18 protein-coding genes are annotated in these 16,841 nt (G+C 46.8%); 8 read left to right on the top strand and 10 right to left on the bottom strand.

Features of this window, described 5'->3' with window-relative positions; all coding sequences use genetic code 11:
• Positions 1 to 117: 117 nt before the first annotated feature.
• On the bottom strand, positions 118 to 309 hold the full coding sequence (locus QZW82_RS23530) for a helix-turn-helix domain-containing protein (RefSeq protein WP_363318853.1): 192 nt from the start codon (positions 307 to 309) through the stop codon (positions 118 to 120).
• A gap of 221 nt (positions 310 to 530) precedes the next feature.
• On the opposite strand from QZW82_RS23530, the gene pgl reads away from it, so the two are divergent.
• The 6 genes from pgl to QZW82_RS23500 all read left to right on the top strand — a co-directional run bounded on the left by pgl (position 531) and on the right by QZW82_RS23500 (position 4,918).
• Entirely contained in the window at positions 531 to 1,250 is a 720-nt protein-coding gene (gene pgl, locus QZW82_RS23525) for a 6-phosphogluconolactonase (protein ID WP_293153648.1), read from the top strand.
• A gap of 310 nt (positions 1,251 to 1,560) precedes the next feature.
• Complete coding sequence (locus tag QZW82_RS23520) at positions 1,561 to 2,355, top strand: FHA domain-containing protein (protein WP_293153646.1); 795 nt, start codon at positions 1,561 to 1,563, stop codon at positions 2,353 to 2,355.
• Between the two features lie 82 nt (positions 2,356 to 2,437).
• Positions 2,438 to 2,944, top strand: coding sequence for an FHA domain-containing protein (locus QZW82_RS23515; protein ID WP_293153644.1), 507 nt, complete (start codon positions 2,438 to 2,440; stop codon positions 2,942 to 2,944).
• A 57-nt stretch (positions 2,945 to 3,001) separates the two neighbouring features.
• Positions 3,002 to 3,736 (top strand): PRC-barrel domain-containing protein, encoded by a 735-nt coding sequence (locus tag QZW82_RS23510; protein WP_293153642.1) that lies wholly within the window; start codon positions 3,002 to 3,004, stop codon positions 3,734 to 3,736.
• A gap of 166 nt (positions 3,737 to 3,902) precedes the next feature.
• Positions 3,903 to 4,466 (top strand): hypothetical protein, encoded by a 564-nt coding sequence (locus tag QZW82_RS23505; protein WP_293153639.1) that lies wholly within the window; start codon positions 3,903 to 3,905, stop codon positions 4,464 to 4,466.
• Positions 4,463 to 4,918 (top strand): FHA domain-containing protein, encoded by a 456-nt coding sequence (locus QZW82_RS23500; protein ID WP_293153636.1) that lies wholly within the window; start codon positions 4,463 to 4,465, stop codon positions 4,916 to 4,918. Before QZW82_RS23505 ends, QZW82_RS23500 begins: the two co-directional genes overlap by 4 nt.
• A 143-nt stretch (positions 4,919 to 5,061) precedes the next feature.
• On the opposite strand, the gene QZW82_RS23495 is transcribed toward QZW82_RS23500, so the two are convergent.
• Entirely contained in the window at positions 5,062 to 5,640 is a 579-nt protein-coding gene (locus tag QZW82_RS23495; protein ID WP_293153633.1) for a DUF1997 domain-containing protein, read from the bottom strand.
• A gap of 36 nt (positions 5,641 to 5,676) precedes the next feature.
• Complete coding sequence (tnpB, locus tag QZW82_RS23490; RefSeq protein ID WP_293153667.1) at positions 5,677 to 6,879, bottom strand: IS200/IS605 family element RNA-guided endonuclease TnpB; 1,203 nt, start codon at positions 6,877 to 6,879, stop codon at positions 5,677 to 5,679.
• Positions 6,880 to 7,143: 264 nt separating this feature from the next.
• Here tnpB and pheA point away from each other — a divergent pair, with 264 nt between their 5' ends.
• Both pheA and QZW82_RS23480 read left to right on the top strand, forming a co-directional pair.
• Positions 7,144 to 8,070, top strand: coding sequence for a prephenate dehydratase (gene pheA / locus QZW82_RS23485; protein WP_293153630.1), 927 nt, complete (start codon positions 7,144 to 7,146; stop codon positions 8,068 to 8,070).
• A gap of 28 nt (positions 8,071 to 8,098) precedes the next feature.
• Positions 8,099 to 8,743 (top strand): pentapeptide repeat-containing protein, encoded by a 645-nt coding sequence (locus QZW82_RS23480; protein WP_293153627.1) that lies wholly within the window; start codon positions 8,099 to 8,101, stop codon positions 8,741 to 8,743.
• Positions 8,744 to 8,776: 33 nt separating this feature from the next.
• On the opposite strand, the gene QZW82_RS23475 is transcribed toward QZW82_RS23480, so the two are convergent.
• The 7 genes from QZW82_RS23475 to tuf all read right to left on the bottom strand — a co-directional run bounded on the left by QZW82_RS23475 (position 8,777) and on the right by tuf (position 16,770).
• Positions 8,777 to 9,712, bottom strand: a complete 936-nt coding sequence (locus tag QZW82_RS23475) for a PspA/IM30 family protein (protein WP_293153624.1) — start codon at positions 9,710 to 9,712, stop codon at positions 8,777 to 8,779.
• Between the two features lie 203 nt (positions 9,713 to 9,915).
• Positions 9,916 to 10,557 carry an LON peptidase substrate-binding domain-containing protein gene (locus tag QZW82_RS23470; protein ID WP_293153621.1) on the bottom strand — a complete coding sequence of 214 codons (642 nt, stop codon included), beginning with the start codon at positions 10,555 to 10,557 and terminating at the stop codon, positions 9,916 to 9,918.
• 244 nt (positions 10,558 to 10,801) lie between these two features.
• Positions 10,802 to 13,858: a COR domain-containing protein gene (locus QZW82_RS23465; RefSeq protein ID WP_293153618.1), complete on the bottom strand. Its 3,057-nt coding sequence runs from the start codon at positions 13,856 to 13,858 to the stop codon at positions 10,802 to 10,804.
• A gap of 163 nt (positions 13,859 to 14,021) precedes the next feature.
• On the bottom strand, positions 14,022 to 14,483 hold the full coding sequence (locus QZW82_RS23460) for a DUF5615 family PIN-like protein (RefSeq protein ID WP_293153615.1): 462 nt from the start codon (positions 14,481 to 14,483) through the stop codon (positions 14,022 to 14,024).
• Positions 14,410 to 14,730: a DUF433 domain-containing protein gene (locus QZW82_RS23455; protein WP_293153612.1), complete on the bottom strand. Its 321-nt coding sequence runs from the start codon at positions 14,728 to 14,730 to the stop codon at positions 14,410 to 14,412. Before QZW82_RS23455 ends, QZW82_RS23460 begins: the two co-directional genes overlap by 74 nt.
• Positions 14,731 to 14,963: 233 nt before the next feature.
• On the bottom strand, positions 14,964 to 15,272 hold the full coding sequence (gene rpsJ / locus QZW82_RS23450) for a 30S ribosomal protein S10 (RefSeq protein WP_202798556.1): 309 nt from the start codon (positions 15,270 to 15,272) through the stop codon (positions 14,964 to 14,966).
• Positions 15,273 to 15,540: 268 nt separating this feature from the next.
• Positions 15,541 to 16,770 carry an elongation factor Tu gene (gene tuf / locus QZW82_RS23445; protein WP_293153609.1) on the bottom strand — a complete coding sequence of 410 codons (1,230 nt, stop codon included), beginning with the start codon at positions 16,768 to 16,770 and terminating at the stop codon, positions 15,541 to 15,543.
• Positions 16,771 to 16,841 lie beyond the last annotated feature (71 nt).

The raw sequence follows: 16,841 nt of genomic DNA, 5'->3' as shown, positions 1-16,841 counted from the left end.
CACTCGAAGCATTTCGGACAGCCATATCTTTTAGGTTCATAAAATGGTTGAACCAAAATTGGGACGTATTCTCCGCTTATAAAGCCAGTTTAGGCTTTGTTTGGGCTTAAAATTTGTTTAAGTCCCGTTAAGAGAAGGTAGAAGATTGATTATTTCATTTCTACTTAATCCTTTCCCTGTTTGCTTATAGGTTTCAGACGTTAGATTGAGCGTGTAGTTGTAAAACCATCTTGCACAGCCAAACGACTTCGCAAGCAAAATGGATTGCTCACTGGTCGGATATATTCTGTACTTGAAGGCTTTTAGCATTTTGCTTACCAAACTACTAATACTATGGTAACATAGAAAAAAATTAAATACAAAGCTGTCTTAAAAGACGGGGTTTTAAACCCATTCTTCTGATAAAATCCGACTTGACGCTGTGTAGAGCCTTCCAAGCGTATCAGCCGATCGACCTCAAAGCAAAATGTCAAGACCAAATTTGGGTAATTGCCCAGCTCCAGACGAAGAGAAAAGTTGAGAGGAAATTAATGAAAAAAGTAGTAGAAGTATTAGCAAATCGGGAAGAACTCATAGAGCGATCGCTCGCGGTTGTCCTATCCAAAATCCCAGCAGCGATCGCAGAACGTGGAATTTGCACGATCGCCTTGGCCGGTGGCAGCACACCAGAACCGCTCTACAGAGCGATCGCCACCCAAGACCTGCCTTGGGACAAAATTCACGTTTTCTGGGGCGACGAACGCTACGTTGCGCCAGATCACCCGGACAGCAATCAAAAAATGGCGCGCCTCGCTTGGCTCGATCGAGTAAACATCCCCGCCAGCAACATCCACCCCATGCCCACAGGCGCGGCTGACCCAGCAGCCGACGCCTCGACACACCAAACCGAATTGCAGCAATTCTTCAAAATATCCGACGGCGAGTTCCCCGCTTTCGACATCATCCTATTGGGCATAGGAGACGACGCCCACACAGCCTCTCTATTCCCCGGCACACCAGCCTTACAAGTCCGTGACTCCCTAATAACCGTCGGCAACAAAGACGGTCAACCCCGCATCACCTTTACATTCCCCTTAATCAACCGCGCCCGGTGCGTCATCTTCATGGTGGCAGGAGCCAGCAAACAACCCGCCCTCAGTCAAATTTTTGCCCCCGCAGCCGACTCCACAATCTATCCAGCCAGACTCGTTCAACCAGAGGGCGAACTTTGGTGGCTGCTCGATGCTGCGGCAGGCGTTGCAGTAAAATAACTGAGAGAGCTGAGAGTGTCAGCACTGTCAGCAGTATCACTAACTAATTCTTTTCCTTAGTTCCGAATGTCACGGAACTATAGCCTTTCTCAAAAAGATGAGGTATAACTGACAGCTTATATAACCCTTAAACTCTTAGGGCCCAAGCCCAACAACGTCCGCGAATCTTTCTGATAACCGCTATAACTCAGTTGCTAGTATTAGCGAAGCAATATAAGAATTGTGGCGGTTAAAGTTAAAATTTGACCATATACACGACTATATTTTATGAGGCTGATTGGAAAATCTGGCCGATAGCAAGGAGAAATCGATGATTGTCTGTCCCAATTGCAATCACCAGAACCCCGACGGGGCCAGCCAGTGCGAGTCTTGTTACACGCCTTTACCCGTTACCGCCAGTTGCTCTAACTGCGGTGCAGCGGTTCAGACAGATGCAGCATTTTGCGGTCAGTGTGGCTTTAATTTGCGTCCGGGTTCCTACGTTCCAGAAGTTGAGGCGACCGTACCGTCCGCCTCGCCTGTGGGCCCCACAGTGGTATCGCCACTGGTGCCGGACTTAGGGGCAACCGAACCGCCGACGATCGCAATGGAACCTCTAGTTACCCCACATCAGGGGCCGAACTTAGAAAAAACTCCCGCCAGCATTCCGACGATTCCAGATCCCCCGCCATCGCTCTCGGTTCCTGTTACAACTGAATCGGTGGCAACAGCACCAAATACCTCTCCCCCGGTTCCCGACCCACAGCCAGCGGGTGTGGCTAAAACTCAACTGCAACAGCAGTCGGCGCGACTGATACACGTTCAGACAAATACGCCGATGGAATTGCCTCACAATCTCGCTGTGATTCACATCGGCAAGCCAAATGACTTGGTGCCCCCAGATATTGATGTTTCGGGATTTGCTAATTCTGAGATAGTTTCTCGGGTACACGCAAATCTCCGGGTGGAGGGAGATGCTTGCTACCTAGAAGATGTAGGCAGTTCTAACGGCACTTACGTCAACAATACTCCCCTGCCCAAGGGAAACCGACATCGGTTGCGACCGGGAGACCGCATCTCTCTGGGAAAAGGAGACCTGGTTACGTTTCTATTTCAAATCTCTTAGATCGAGTTTGGATTGGGCGATCGAAAGTCTAAAATCTAAAATCGCATCTTGAGGCGCTCTACCAAAACTCAATGCTGCCAATGTGATTAAGCTGACCTTGCTACATCCACTCCAGTCTATTCCCGTCCGCAGTTGGATCTTTGAAGACGAACAGGTCGTCCGGATCGGGCGATCGACGGAAAACCACGTCGTTCTTTTTAGCGCTGTGGTTTCTCGTCGCCACATCGAATTGCGACGCAGCGGCATTAATTGGGAACTGATCAATTTAGGTACCAACGGTACTTACCTCGATGGTAAGCCGATCGCTAAGGTTCCCGTTGTGGACGGTCTGATCGTTCACTTGGCTCGCTCGGGCCCGAAAATTCAAATCAACGTCGGTGGGAATCAGTCCTCAGCCCAGTTAGCACAAACTAGCGTCAAGTCAAGGGATGCTAAGGCAATTCACGCTCCCTCCGGGGGCGCACTGCTTAGCACGATTCCTATTCCCAGCCAAAAAGAAATTGGCACTTCCAGGGAAGAAGACGAGTTAACTGAGGCAGAAAATACTCCCCATTATTCGGAAGAAAAAGAAGAAGAAGAAGAATATTAAATCGACATCTTTGGACGATCGACATTTTTCTTGCAGGCGGCACTCAGGAGTTTATTTATGAGTAAATCACAACAGATTGTTAAGCGCAGCGAACTGATCAACCGCCGCACGATCGACCGCCGCACGGCGGAAGAGGTCGGCAGGGTAGATCGGCTTTGGCTCGATCCTCACTCCCAGCGGGCGATCGGCTTTACTTGCAAGTCGGGACTTTTGGGCAACAAAAAACGCTGGTTCGCTTGGGCGCAAGTTGATACGGTGGGCGAAAATGTTTTGGTGACGATTAACCCGGAACTTCCGGAATTGCATCAGCCGGAACAAGCTGTTTGTCCGATCGGCCTTGAGGTACTTACGGACGCAGGAAATAAGGCAGGTACGGTGGTTGACTACCTATTTGATGTCCGGACTGGTTCTGTTAGGGATTACCTGTTTAAATCTAGCGGCTGGCGTGGCGTTTTAGACGGGATTTACTTGTTGCCGGTGCAGGCGATTTCGACGATCGGCAGCAAGCGGGCGATCGTCTCTGAGGCTGCTGTATCCGAACCCGTGCAGTACGCGGAGGGACTGCACCATAAAGTCGGCATGGTAGCCGAGTTTTTACAGGAAGATCTTGACAGAACTCTTAAAAATGTGGCTGGCGTGAAGCGGAACGCTCAAAATCTGGCGGAAAAACTTCAAGATAAAGCTCTAGAGGTCAGGGATGTAGCTCAAGAAAAAGTCGCAGAGTTGAAGCGGCAAAAGGATGAATCTGTACCGCCCGATCCGGCCCAACCGCCAGAGTCGGATTTGCCCTGAAGTGCGGCCTTCCCGATCGAGAAAGTAGCTGCTTGCCGATCGCATTTTTGGGTGGCGGGCGCCCGAAAGGTCGATCGGTACAGAGTACGCGAAATAGATGCTTTCTGGGCGAGGAATTCTAGTGCTCAAAGCATTGTATTTTAAAGGTATCGCATCAATACGAAAAATGTTAGCAACCCTAAAAGACCTATGCTGTTTGAGAGAACCAACTCCTATTTTATCTAGAACCCGCAGCCTTAATCATTGGTTAACTTCTGTAGGGGCAAACAGCAATTCGCCGATCGTCGCAGACTGTCGCCCGATCGACAACTCGAATCAGCGGTGCAACCAGCACTCGTCTGAGTTGAATTCTCCGATCGACCTGTGGGAAAATGGTCACTCCACCGCTCGATGGGCCCAGATGGGCGATCGGCCGGGTAGCTCCATCCGAGATTCAATCGATCGAGAACTTCGCACTGCTGTCGATCGCGGCCAAGTTCACCAGATTAATACGATCGTGTTTGGTGGCGATCGAGGACAGGCAAAGTTCGCACCTGGAGTCCAAGCTCACAATCAAAAGTTTGCTCAAATGCCTCAAGCAGTCAAAAGTTCAACTTTTACGGCAAAGCGAGGGAGTAGCGGCGCGCTGACAACGCCTTTAAGCATCAACTCTTTTGCGGTTTTATCCCAAAAATTGGTTCTTGAAGCATCCCCGTTTCTGTCATGCGGCGGAGTGTCAAAACATCAGTGATTACCTTAACTTTGCTACATCCTATTCAATCTGTCCCGGTTCAAAGTTGGTGTTTTGAATCCGAATCTGTGGTTCGGATCGGTCGATCGAACGACAATGATGTAATTATTTACAGCGCTGTTGTTTCCCGCCACCACGTAGAGCTGTGGAATCATTCTTATGGCTGGGAAATTATTAATTTTGGCGCTAACGGTACTTATGTAGATGATAAACCGATCGCTCAGCTATCGGTAGCGGACGGGATGACGATTCGCTTGGGCAATTCCGGACCAAAAATCCGAATCCGGGTGGGGGCGACGAATGTGCAACCGAGCAAAATAACTCGGCCACCACAGCGCGAACTCGCCGACAAAAAAGAAGAAGTTTCACAAGACAAATCAACAGCTTGGTCTGGGCCTAGGGGAATCATGGAAGACGATGATGGAGCGCTGACTCACATCGATTTTGAGTGACCCGCTGCTATCTATGGGAGCTAGGAAATTTCAACAAAATTCAGGCTGCATTGCATTCGATCGTCTGGTCAGTTAATATAGCTTAATTTTGAAGTTCCCCATTTTCATACCCTGATTAAGCAACGTCATTCTCTAGAATCCGCTCAACCTTCAACCGATAAGATTTGAGGGATATCGCTCGATATTACTTCTGTTTCGCTGCTTGCCCAACGGCGGTAATCTAAGAGCAACTGATACATTAACCGCTGTTTGACGCCCAGCAGCACGCTCTTGAGCAAACCGTTGCCCGTTGTTTCTAAAATTGGTTTGGGTGTCAGCCAAAACGGTGGCGGTAACTCTACTTGCACCTCTAAATCTGCTTTTCCTTTCAAGTACGTTACCCCACTGCTTTGGTGTACGTAAAGCTTTCCTTTAAGATTGAGAGCAAAGCGATCGTTTATATAATCCACACCAAGAATCGAGCAGGCGACGGACTCCAAGTTGATTGTGCCCTCCGACTGCGCCCATACCCTCATGTCTACTGTGGGTTGAATGCTCAGCATCATAAATTGTAACGGTCGCATTTTCAGGCGGAAACAGTCATCGCTTAGTTGCTCTGTGCGAGTACGATCGACTAGGGCATTCACCAGTCGCCTCGGCTGGCGCAGATAATGTTGAATGGGAACCCGTTCATCTGGTACGGCGATCTCAACGGATTGCGAAGCATGAAATCGGATATACATGAGAATATGTCAATATATAGGATTCGTAAGCATATCTTATTGACACTCCTCTGCTATCAGGCGAGAGGATTCTTCGCTCACAGGGAGAAGCCTTGTAAAAGCATTGCCTTTACTTGGTCTTACTCTCCCTCCCGAAGCAGTAGCGGTATGCCCTACCGTCAAAATTCGCAAACCTTCATCTCGAATATTTTTAGCTGCGTTAATATCTCTATCGTGGTTTTCTCCACACTTAGGACATTGCCAGCTACGAATATTCAAACTCAAGCTATCTACACGATTTAAGCAGTTATTACAGGTCTTGGAGCTAGGGAAAAATCTATCTACTTCAATGTAGGTTTTTCCTGCCCACTGGGCCTTGTATTTCAACATGGTACAAAATTGCCCCCAGCCAGCATCACTAATTGATTTAGCTAGGCTGTGGTTTTTAACCATATTTCTAACTGCCAGATTTTCTACAACGATGACTTGGTTTTCGTCAACTAATTTACGACTTAGTTTGTGTAAAAAATCTTCGCGACATCGGACAATCTTAGCGTGAACTTTAGCAACTTTAACTCTAGCTTTATTGCGGTTATTAGACTCTTTTAGCTTACGGCTTAATTGCTTTTGTCTTTTAGCTAATCTTTTTTCATACTTTCGATAGTATTTGGGATTTCCATGCTTAGTTCCATTGGAAGTAATAGCGTAATGGGTTAACCCAACGTCTATCCCGATGGCTTTCCCTTCTGATGATTTTTCGGGTAACACTTTCCCGTCATCATAGAGACAAGCCGCAAAATATTCTCCCGATGGGCTAACTGAAACCGTGACCGACTTTAGACTTCCTTCTGGTTGCCTTGATACCTTACAATGAACATCGCCAATTTTGGGTAATTTCAAGGTATCGTCTTTTAACTTACATCCTTGAGGAAATCTAATCGATTGTCGATTTTGTTTCTTTTTGAAGTTTGGATACTTAGCCCTTCCTTCAAAGAAATTGAGAAAAGCACTCGAAAGATTCAAGGCGGCTTGCTGCAACACTTGTGACGGTGCTTCTGTCAGCCATTCGTACTCTTTCTTTAGGGAAGGTAAAAGGTTGATTATTTCATTCCTGCTTAACCCCTTTCCTGTTTGCTTATAGGTCTCAGAGGTTAGATTGAGAGCGTAGTTGTAAAACCATCTAGTACATCCAAACGACTTCGCAAGCAAAATTGACTGCACATTTGTCGGATAGATTTTGTACTTGAACGCTTTCAACATTTTCCTTACCAAACTACTCATAGTATGTTATCACAGAAAAACTTAAATCCAAAGCCGTCTTAAAAGACGGGGTTTTTAACCCAGTTTTCTGATAAACTATAACTTTTTTAAGGGGATATGAGTCGCGCATTAACTCGCTCACTCCCGCCATGTCATCCGAAAAATAACTGATAAAAGCTTTCGGGACTCAGGCTATTTTTTTCATCATACTTGCTGGCTGATGAGAGTAAAGCAAACATTTGTAACGCAAAATTGCCGATTATTATGAAAATTTCCATTGCACATCTCGGCCCTGTAGGTACCAATGCAGAAACAGCAGCTCAGGCTTATGTCAATTGGTTGAGCCGGGAAACTAACTCCGAATGCACGCTGTATCCTTATTCCACCATATCTCAGGCACTAGAGGCATCTGCCTCCGGGGTGGTTGATTGCTCAATTGTGCCGGTAGAAAATTCCATAGAAGGTAGCGTCACTGTCACCCTCGATACCCTGTGGCGGCTGGATGCACTGCGAATTAAACACGCCCTGGTTTTGCCGATTTCCCACGCGCTGCTGTCAAATGCTCAAAATTTTAACGAGATTCAAAAAGTTTACTCTCACCCGCAAGCCCTAGCTCAGTGTCAATTGTGGTTGGCGGAGTTTATCCCACAGGCTCAGTTGATTCCGGCTAATTCAACGACGGAAGCGTTGCACTATCTAGAAGATAGCAGTATAGCGGCAATCTCTTCGCCAAGAGCCGCCGAACTCTACAAATTGCCAGTGCTAGCGAGCCCGATTAATGATTATCCCGACAATTACACTCGATTTTGGGTACTTGGCTCCGATGCAGGAAAATTAGGAAACTTCGCAGAATCCCACGAGTCATCAATGACATCCGGCGCCACACTAGCGGCTAACTCGCACCTAGATTCAACTTCGGCGAATTGTACTCACACGTCACTAGCTTTTAGCGTACCTGCTAATATGCCTGGAACACTGGTAAAACCTTTGCAAGTATTTGCCAGTCGGGGTATTAATTTAAGTCGCATTGAATCTCGGCCGACTAAGCGATCGCTCGGAGAATATATTTTCTTTATGGACGTGGAAGCCGATGTTTGTTCTACATTAGTGCGATCGGCACTAGAAGAGTTAAAAAAACACACGGAAACTTTAAAAATCTTTGGTTGCTACACTGTACTGTCAGTAGTATGATTGTATTAATACTTAGGGGGCTAGCGAGATGAATGCTGATGAACTTCTCAAGCGATATGCAGCCGGAGAAAGAGATTTTCACGAATGCAACTTAATAGGTGCTTCCCTGTCACAAGCTTCCCTCCTTCATATTTGCCTCGCCTGTGCCAACTTAAAAGACATAATCCTAGCTGAAGCAGACCTAAGTGGGGCTAACTTAATTGGTGCAAACCTCGAAAATGCTTGTCTGCTCATGGCGGATCTGAATGGGGCAGATCTCAGGGGATCGAAGCTAACTCGTGCCAGATTAACAGGGGCAGAGCTGATTAATGCAAACCTGGCAAATGCCAACTTGGGAGACACGAAAATGATTGGTGTCAACTTAACCGGGGCAAACTTGTATAAAGCCAACCTGATGGAAGCCAACCTCATAGATGCTTGCTTGGATGAAGCCAATCTTGAAGGAGCAAATCTCAGTGAGGTAAAACTGCGGGGAGCAAGTCTCAGAAGAGCCAACTTGAGAGGAGCATTTTTGTCTGAAAGTAACCTTCAGGATGCTGATTTGAGAGAAGCTGATTTGCGCGGTGCTAATTTTAGCGGGGCATTTTTGTGCGGAGCTAACCGCGAAGGCGCTAAGTTAGATGACACGACAAATTTAAGCGGGGCGATTCAGTTTTGCATCAGACAAGTCTGAAATCAGGCAATATATCCGCACACAGTCCGACAGCTAAGGACTAAAAAATATAGTATTCATTTGGCTGAAAGTGCAGTTAATTTGCTCCTGTACCTTAGAAAAATGAACCTGCATCTTGAGTATTTCTTTCTTAGAATTAGCTTCGGCAATCTTACTTTCCAAAGCTAGTAAGTTGCGGTTGAGAGTTTCTACTCGTACAGTTTGGTCGTCTAAATCAATCTTCACTTTTGCTACCTTATCCAACTCTATTTGCTTGCGAACCCAGGCTTGTCGAACAGAGTTCTCATCGCCTTTCTGAAGAGCTAGCAAAGCTCGCTGCTGCCATTGATTGGCTTGGGATTCCGCTTGATTGTACTGCCACTGAATGCGGAGTTGGGCTGAAATCGCGCTGCCAACAGCCTGACGGAGTTCTTTGAGAGGTTCCTGAATTTCTAAAATTAATAAATCCCAAAAATTCATCAGTTCGCTGGTAAAGCCTTCGCGTTCTACAGAGGCTACTAATGCTTCTAAGAGCAGCAAATTGGGTTCCATCTGCTGCACAGTTGTCTCAAATATTAACTGTGCTTCTGATAACTGCCGATCGCCTTTTTCTGAGACTTTACTGGCTGAGTTCTTTAAGATTTTTTGAGTTCTGTCTGCCGCTGTTTCTGAATCTAAGCTTGCAGGTACGAAGGCTTGTAATTTTTCGAGGGCGATCGCGCTTAGCTTTTCTCGCAGCAAATCGCAGGCCACCCGCTGCACGGGCCCTGTTTCGCTTTGACAAATTTTGATGACTATTTTTAAGCCTGCATCGCCGTAATTCAAGGCTTCCTTTAGCGCTGCAATCCGATGTTCGCTGACTGAACTAGACAGTCGGTGTCTGACTCCTGCTAGTCCGCCGAGTACCACACCGCCCACCGGAGGCGGCATTTGACCGCCTCTAACTGCATCGTATGGTTTCGGTTGGTCGAGATTTTCTAACACAAGCACTTATAGCAGTTGACAGTTGACGGTTGACAGTTGACAGTTATAGCACTGTCGGCTGCTAACATTTCCCAGCCCTTCCCTTTGCTTTTGGGAACAACAAGTTTAAAATCGGCGTTTTTGCGATCGCACAATGTTTGGGACTCTCGCCTCGGAAAGAGTTGTTATCCGAGGCAGAACTGAGGATGCTTCAGTTCTATGAAAATTGACTACTTGAGGGTATCTTTCAGTACAGTCCTTGCGGCCAAGTGATTGCGAGTGGAAGTTAAAATTTCGGTTTCGCGTTCCAATCTCGCAGCAGTATCTTGCAATTCTAAGAGAGTTTGCTGTTCTGTCGCTGCACCGTAGAGGTAGCTGGCTACCCAGTAGGATAGTTCTGTGGGCAAACTGGGAATGTCTTCGGGTAGGTCGATCGGCTGATCCATCAATTTGCTAGACAGGCGAACTACATCTCTCAGCAGTTGTTCGACTTCTTTGCCCAAAGATCGGAGATCTTGTTGCGGCGGTTCGTCTTCAATCCATTCTACTAAACCGACTAAATAGGGTTTTTCCCGAACGGCGTCGAGGACTCGGAACCGTTGCTGTCCGAGAGTCATGATTTTCATGCGATCGTCCGGGAGGCGCTGACAGTGAATGACTTCGGCGCAACAGCCAACGGCAGAGACTTTGTTTTGGTTCGGGTCCCACATGAGCACACCGAAACGGCGATCGCCCTCCAGAATCGTGTTCATCATAATTCGATAGCGAAACTCGAAAATTTGCAGCGGCAGGGGTCTACCTGGAAATAGAACCACTTCCGGCAAGGGAAATAAGGGGAGTTCGCGAACTGCTACAGAGGAGGAGGATGCCATTGTCGCTCAAAGGTGACGGTACTTGCGCTTCTTTTTCTTACTTTAACTGATTTGAGCAATTCCGGGGCAGGAGCGATCGGCGGAAAATGCAGTGCGGGCGATCGGGCAGTTTGTAGTGCAGTTTGTAGTGCGGACTTCAGTCCGCTGAGATTTTGCAGTTTGTAGTGCAGTTTGTAGTGCGGACTTCAGTCCGCTGAAATTTTACGGACTAAAGTCCGCACTACGAACTTACCTCAAACCTAATTTACCGCGCCCAAGGTACTTGAATTTCAATACCTACTTTTTCACCAAGGTCGATCGCACTATTAGCCAAATCAACAGCACCTGCAATCCCAACTCCGATCGCGGCCGCCCCTGCTGCAATACCTTTTAAACATTTCTTTAATCTCGGTCTATCCCATTGATCTTTCTGTTTATTAACTTCAGTTTCGACATCTTGAATATCGATAATTATATCATCTCGACTATCTTCAGGAAACTGCATTGCGGTTTCGCGCATTGATGAAATTAGTTTGAAAATTTCTGCCGTATCGGCGTTATTAATTTGAATGCCGCCAGATGCTGTTTGTTGGGCGCTGTCTTTGACTTCATTGGCGATAGCTACGCTGCCGATTTGTGCGCCGGAAAAGTTGTTATTTTGAGGAGAAGTTTGAGTCATTTTTTTACCGTCGATGCTGATATTCAGCATAACATTAGTAGCAGAATCTACAGGTTCAGGTTGCTTAATTCCAGAAATTCGCTCTGTTTCTTTCCATCGTTCCAAATTATCGGGGAAATCTGCCATTAAGCGGCGCACCTGAACCATTTGATAAGATTTTTCGCATTCGACTTCGTAGCGGTGGTTTGCCAAACGGCGGCGCAGCTTTTCAAAATCGTAGAGGTGAGGGTCTTGGCTGCCTTGGCATTGGTGACAATTGCAGGGGATGAATTCTTGGTATTTTAGGCGTTTATCGTAAGTAGCATGAATTTTCCAGAGTTCGTGGCGGATGCGGTCTAAAAGAGATTTTTTATGGTTGCCGGAAACTCGAATGCGGATTTCTCGTTGGTGGTAATTTTCGATAACTTCGGCTTTGGCGTAATTGTCGGCGAGGATGACTCCATCACGCCAGACAATATCCCCCTTACCCTTTGGTAAATCGGATTGAGGGCGGTAGATTAACAAGTGCATTTCTACGATGAAGCGGGTAATAATGCCTTTGGGCATGAAGTCGTATTCGTAGCGCAAAATCAGGTTATCGGTATCGTCCCAGTCGTAGTTGGGCGTTTCGAGGGGGAGAAGTTGCGGGGCGATGTATTGTCCGGGTTTGCAGGGGATTTCGTAACACAATTTGAAGTGTTTCATCAAGTGCAGCAGTTCGTCGTGCAAGTCTTGGTATTCTCTGTCGCGCCAGATTTGCTTGAGATTTTCTCGGGTGAAATACCCGCAGTTAGCGATGATTTCTGCGTTATCTGTGACTTCTCCATTGTCGGTGACTTTTTTGTTGCCGATGAGTTTGTAAACAGCGTTGGTTGCCAATTCGGGACGCAGGATGACTATGTTTTTGAGGATGGGGTCTTTTTGGAAGTGGAGGATAATACCCAAGTCGTGGAGGTATTTACTGAGACTCAGCATGGCGGGTTTATCCAACTTTTTGAAGCCTTGGCTAACGCAGATGTTGAAAAATTCACCGACTTCGATATGAGTTTGGCGTTGGGAATAGTTTTCCAAAACATAGCGGACATTTGCCCAGCGTTTAGGGATGGGCGTACTGATGTGGTCGAGGGTGGCGATGCGGTTTTGCAGGGCCCGTTGGAGGGCTTCAAGTCCGCGATTGGTGGCGAGATTGGTAGCGAAATCTTTTTCTAGGTTGGGAAAGTCCCGCCGCTGTTGGGAGAGGTTGATTTCGCAGCGGATGTCTTGTTTTTCGTTGTGGACGAGGAAGACGGGACTGCCGTTGCTGAGGAGTTCGATGATTCTCAGCCAGTAGCAGAGGTTGGGGTTTTGGCGGCGGTTATCGACGAGGAGGACGTACAGAGAACGTTCGGTGAGGAAAAATTGGTGGGTGGCGTGGTAGATTTCCTGTCCGCCAAAGTCCCAGAGGTGAACGCGGAAAGGTTTGCCGTTGGGTTGTGGGAATTCCCAGGATAGGACATCGATGCCTTCGGTGGTGGGTTCTCGTTCTTTGAGTTGGTAGTCGGGGTTGAGGAGTTTGTTTGCTAGGGTGGTTTTGCCTGCTTCGCCTTCGCCGACAATCAAAAGTTTGGCTTCGTTGAGTTCTTCGGTAGCATTGGGATCCCGAGTTTGGAAGTAGAAATCGAGAATGGTACGCAAATCGCCTGGTTGATAGAATTTTTCGCCTAGGATTTCGGGAGGAATGGGGAGCGGATTTCCTTGCAAGTAGAGTTGTTTCAGCTTTTCCATGTCGCGAATCGCCTCTGGGATGACGGTAATCTGATTATTACTGAGGGAAAGCTGTGTCAGATTGGACAGTTGGCCGAGGGCCTCTGGGATTTGTGTTATCTGATTGTCATTGAGGTAAAGCCCTGTTAGATTGGACAGTTGCCCGATCGCCTCTGGGATGACGGTAATCTGATTATCACTGAGGTAAAGCCCTGTCAGATTGGACAGTTGGCCGATTGCCTCTGGAATTTCGGTAATCTGATTCATACTGAGATCAAGCTGTGTCAGATTTGACAGTTGGCCGATCGCCTCTAGGATAACGGTAATCTGATTCTCCAAGAGGTCAAGCAATGACAGATTCGATAGTTGGGCGATCGCATCGGGGATGGAGCTAATCTGATTCTTATAGAGGTGAAGTAGTGTCAGATTCGACAGTTGACCGAGAGCCTCTGGAATTTCCCTAATCTGGTTGATACGGAGGTCAAGCTTTGTCAGATTGAATAGTTGCCCGAGGGCCTCCGGGATGACGGTAATCTGATTGAAATTGAGGTCTAGCTGTGTCAGATTCGACAGTTGGGCGATCGCCTCTGGGATGACGGTAATCTGATTGTTACTGAGGTTAAGTTCTCTCAGATTCGACAGTTGGGCGAGATCCTCTGGTATGACGGTAATCTGATTCTTAGATAAGTTAAGTATTTTTAAATTGGTTAATTGAAGAACAACATCAGGAAACTCAGTTAGTTTATTCCCAATAAATTGGCCTTTCTCCTCATCCAACTTCCCCAAAATCAAACGCTGAAGCTGCGTGCACTTGCCAATCTCCGGCGGCAATTCCTCCAACCCCAACCCCGCCAAATCCAGTTGAGTCAATTTTTCCGCCGCCGCTATGTCAATTCGCCGGACTGCTTCTTCTCGCGTCATACCCTTTGTTTCTCGGTAGTCTTCATATTATTACGCATCACAACCACAGCAACCCGCGCACGACAATCCAAGAAACCGGGTTTTTTGGAGTTTCTACGACTGTAACGAAATATTCTCGCAAAAACCCGGTTTCTAGCCACCCGCGCGTCACATATCAAATAAATTACCGCGCGTATTCTTGAACCACAAAAACCGGATGACTCAACCCACGCTGATTCTGCTTTTTGATCCGAATTAGACGATCGCACAGCGAATCAATCTCTTGCAGATAGGAATGAAGAATAGTAACTTGTCCCAAGTAATCTCGATCGTCTTTACAGACAATAATTCCTGCGTGGCGATAACCACCACGGTGTAGCGCCACAAAATCATCGCGATTGAAGCTAATTACCGCCCGATTTTGTGCAGTCGCAAAGCGCAGAACCTCGTCATCAGGAATTCCTTGATTTGATTGATCGGCATCATAAGAAGTTAAAACATCACTGTCAAGAGTACGCAAATGCTCGACCATTGCGATCGGGAAATTTTCATTGGAATAAAGCCTTACCCTTTCAATCATCGGTTTGATGAGACATAATAATACGATCGATTTCTTCGCGGTGGCGATCGTAATAACGCCAAGCATTCTCTAGATCGCGATCGTCCAAGACTGGATAATTCCGAAGTAATTCAGCCTCATCAGCCCCCTGTTGGTGAAGTGAAACGAGCGTCCAAACAGGAATGCGGGTGTTCCGAATCCGGGCATTTCCTCCACAGACTCCAGGTGTACTCTGAATCGCCCTAGCTAAGAGTTTTTCTTGGAACAACAAACTCTCTTCATGTGTCAGGGATTCAATGACTTGAATTAAGGAGTCAACCAACTGAATGTTCATAGCTGGTAATTGAAGGAATATCGAATAGCGATCGCTTAAACTATCATAGCAAATTTCTTCAAAAAGAAAACAATCTTATCAACCATAACATTACCAGCAAAACAGCTTACAACACCTCGATCGTCTTTTCAACTTTAGAACTGGTTTCTGACTATCCTTGCGTCCAGGGATAAAAAAAAGGAACAATGTATTTTTCCATTGTTCCTTCTCTTGTTATTTCCTAATCCATCAATCTACAGCTTGACTTCAATATCTACGCCGGCTGGCAAATCCAGTTTCATCAAAGCGTCAATTGTTTTAGCCGAGGGCTGGTGAATGTCGATGATGCGGCGGTGCGTGCGGGTTTCAAAGTGTTCGCGAGAATCTTTGTCTACGTGGGGCGATCGCAGCAAGCAATAAATCCGTCGTTTTGTCGGTAGGGGAATCGGGCCGATCGCAGTGGCTGCTGTCCGATTTGCTGTATCTACAATCTTTTCGCAGGATGCGTCGAGAATTCGGCGATCGAAAGCTTTGAGGCGAATGCGAATTTTTTGTTGTTGGATAGCTGCCATTTTGGTTTCTTTAATTTTCTAGGTTCTGTTTATTTTTTGTTCTTTGTTATTTGTTCTTTGTTACTTGTTATTTGTTCTTTGTTACTTGTTCTTTGTTCTTTGTTATCGAATATTTAATCAATAACTACCAACCAATAACTACTAACCACTAACTACTAACCAATAACTACTAACCAATAACTACTAACTACTCACTAAATAGCAGAAAAGCCTATTGACTTTTGTCGGCTTTTCTGCTATCACGGCTGTTAGCGGATTCCTACTTGAGGATTTTGGAAACAACGCCGGCGCCGACGGTGCGGCCGCCTTCACGGATTGCAAAGCGCATTCCTTGTTCGATCGCGATCGGGTGAATCAGATCGACAGTCATTTTGATCCGGTCACCTGGCATCACCATTTCAGCTTCCGAACCGTCATCAGCAGTGAACTGCATGATTGTACCGGTTACGTCAGTTGTACGGACGTAGAATTGAGGACGGTAGCCAGAGAAAAATGGCGTGTGACGGCCGCCTTCTTCCTTCTTCAGAATGTAAACTTCAGATTCAAACTGAGTGTGAGGACTGATGGATTTTGGCTTGGCAATTACCATGCCTCTTTCAATATCAGCCTTCAAAATACCCCGGAGAAGTAGACCCACGTTGTCGCCGGCCAAGCCTTCATCCAAGGACTTGGTGAACATTTCCACACCAGTCACTGTAGTGCTGCGAGTGTCCTTAAGACCAATCACTTCGACTGTTTCGCCGACTTTGACACTGCCGCGCTCAATCCGACCAGTAGCCACAGTACCCCGACCAGTAATCGAGAATACGTCTTCTACAGCCATCAAGAAAGGCTTGTCAATTTCGCGTTCTGGAGTAGGGATGTAAGCATCTACTTCTTCCATCAGCTTGTAAATCTTGTCAACCCACTCATTTTCGCCCTTGACAGTCTTCGGATTAGCAAGCATTGCTTCGAGAGCTTTCAAGCCCGAACCAGTCACGATGGGGATGTCATCGCCAGGAAAATCGTAAGAGCTCAAAAGTTCGCGAACTTCCAGTTCTACCAATTCCAAAAGTTCAGCGTCATCCACCATGTCTTCTTTGTTCAAGAAGACAACCAAGCTGGGAACGCCAACTTGCTTAGCTAGCAGGATGTGTTCGCGAGTTTGAGGCATGGGGCCGTCTGCCGCTGACACTACCAGGATGCCGCCGTCCATTTGAGCAGCACCGGTGATCATGTTTTTCACATAGTCAGCGTGTCCGGGGCAATCCACGTGGGCGTAGTGACGACCTGTGGTTTCGTATTCTACGTGAGCGGTATTAATCGTAATACCCCGTGCTTTTTCTTCGGGCGCAGCGTCGATATCGGCGTAGTTCTTAGCCTTTGCTTGACCCAGTGCAGATAGAGTCATCGTAATCGCCGCGGTCAAAGTTGTTTTGCCGTGGTCAACGTGACCGATTGTGCCGATGTTTACGTGGGGTTTAGTCCGTTCAAATTTTGCGCGTGCCATTCTCGATCTGTTCCTTGTTTTTTTTAGCGATTTTAGACTTGAGATTTTAGATTCTAGATTTTGGATTCAAT

It is taken from the genome of Microcoleus sp. bin48.metabat.b7b8b9.023, from assembly GCF_013299185.1.
Lineage (GTDB): Bacteria > Cyanobacteriota > Cyanobacteriia > Cyanobacteriales > Microcoleaceae > Microcoleus.
Note: the sequence above shows the minus strand (reverse complement) of the source record. Positions and strands in the feature narration are given on the sequence as shown.

Bases quoted from the DNA above. Each gene is read 5' to 3' on its own strand.
- QZW82_RS23530 (WP_363318853.1), bottom strand. From the start codon at position 309: ATGCTAAAAGCCTTCAAGTACAGAATATATCCGACCAGTGAGCAATCC.
- QZW82_RS23470 (WP_293153621.1), bottom strand. From the start codon at position 10,557: ATGGCATCCTCCTCCTCTGTAGCAGTTCGCGAACTCCCCTTATTTCCC.
- pgl (WP_293153648.1), top strand. From the start codon at position 531: ATGAAAAAAGTAGTAGAAGTATTAGCAAATCGGGAAGAACTCATAGAG.
- QZW82_RS23455 (WP_293153612.1), bottom strand. From the start codon at position 14,730: ATGAACATTCAGTTGGTTGACTCCTTAATTCAAGTCATTGAATCCCTG.
- pheA (WP_293153630.1), top strand. From the start codon at position 7,144: ATGAAAATTTCCATTGCACATCTCGGCCCTGTAGGTACCAATGCAGAA.
- tuf (WP_293153609.1), bottom strand. From the start codon at position 16,770: ATGGCACGCGCAAAATTTGAACGGACTAAACCCCACGTAAACATCGGC.
- QZW82_RS23520 (WP_293153646.1), top strand. From the start codon at position 1,561: ATGATTGTCTGTCCCAATTGCAATCACCAGAACCCCGACGGGGCCAGC.
- QZW82_RS23465 (WP_293153618.1), bottom strand. From the start codon at position 13,858: ATGACGCGAGAAGAAGCAGTCCGGCGAATTGACATAGCGGCGGCGGAA.
- tnpB (WP_293153667.1), bottom strand. From the start codon at position 6,879: ATGTTGAAAGCGTTCAAGTACAAAATCTATCCGACAAATGTGCAGTCA.
- QZW82_RS23480 (WP_293153627.1), top strand. From the start codon at position 8,099: ATGAATGCTGATGAACTTCTCAAGCGATATGCAGCCGGAGAAAGAGAT.
- QZW82_RS23505 (WP_293153639.1), top strand. From the start codon at position 3,903: ATGTTAGCAACCCTAAAAGACCTATGCTGTTTGAGAGAACCAACTCCT.
- QZW82_RS23495 (WP_293153633.1), bottom strand. From the start codon at position 5,640: ATGTATATCCGATTTCATGCTTCGCAATCCGTTGAGATCGCCGTACCA.
- QZW82_RS23460 (WP_293153615.1), bottom strand. From the start codon at position 14,483: ATGCTTGGCGTTATTACGATCGCCACCGCGAAGAAATCGATCGTATTA.
- QZW82_RS23510 (WP_293153642.1), top strand. From the start codon at position 3,002: ATGAGTAAATCACAACAGATTGTTAAGCGCAGCGAACTGATCAACCGC.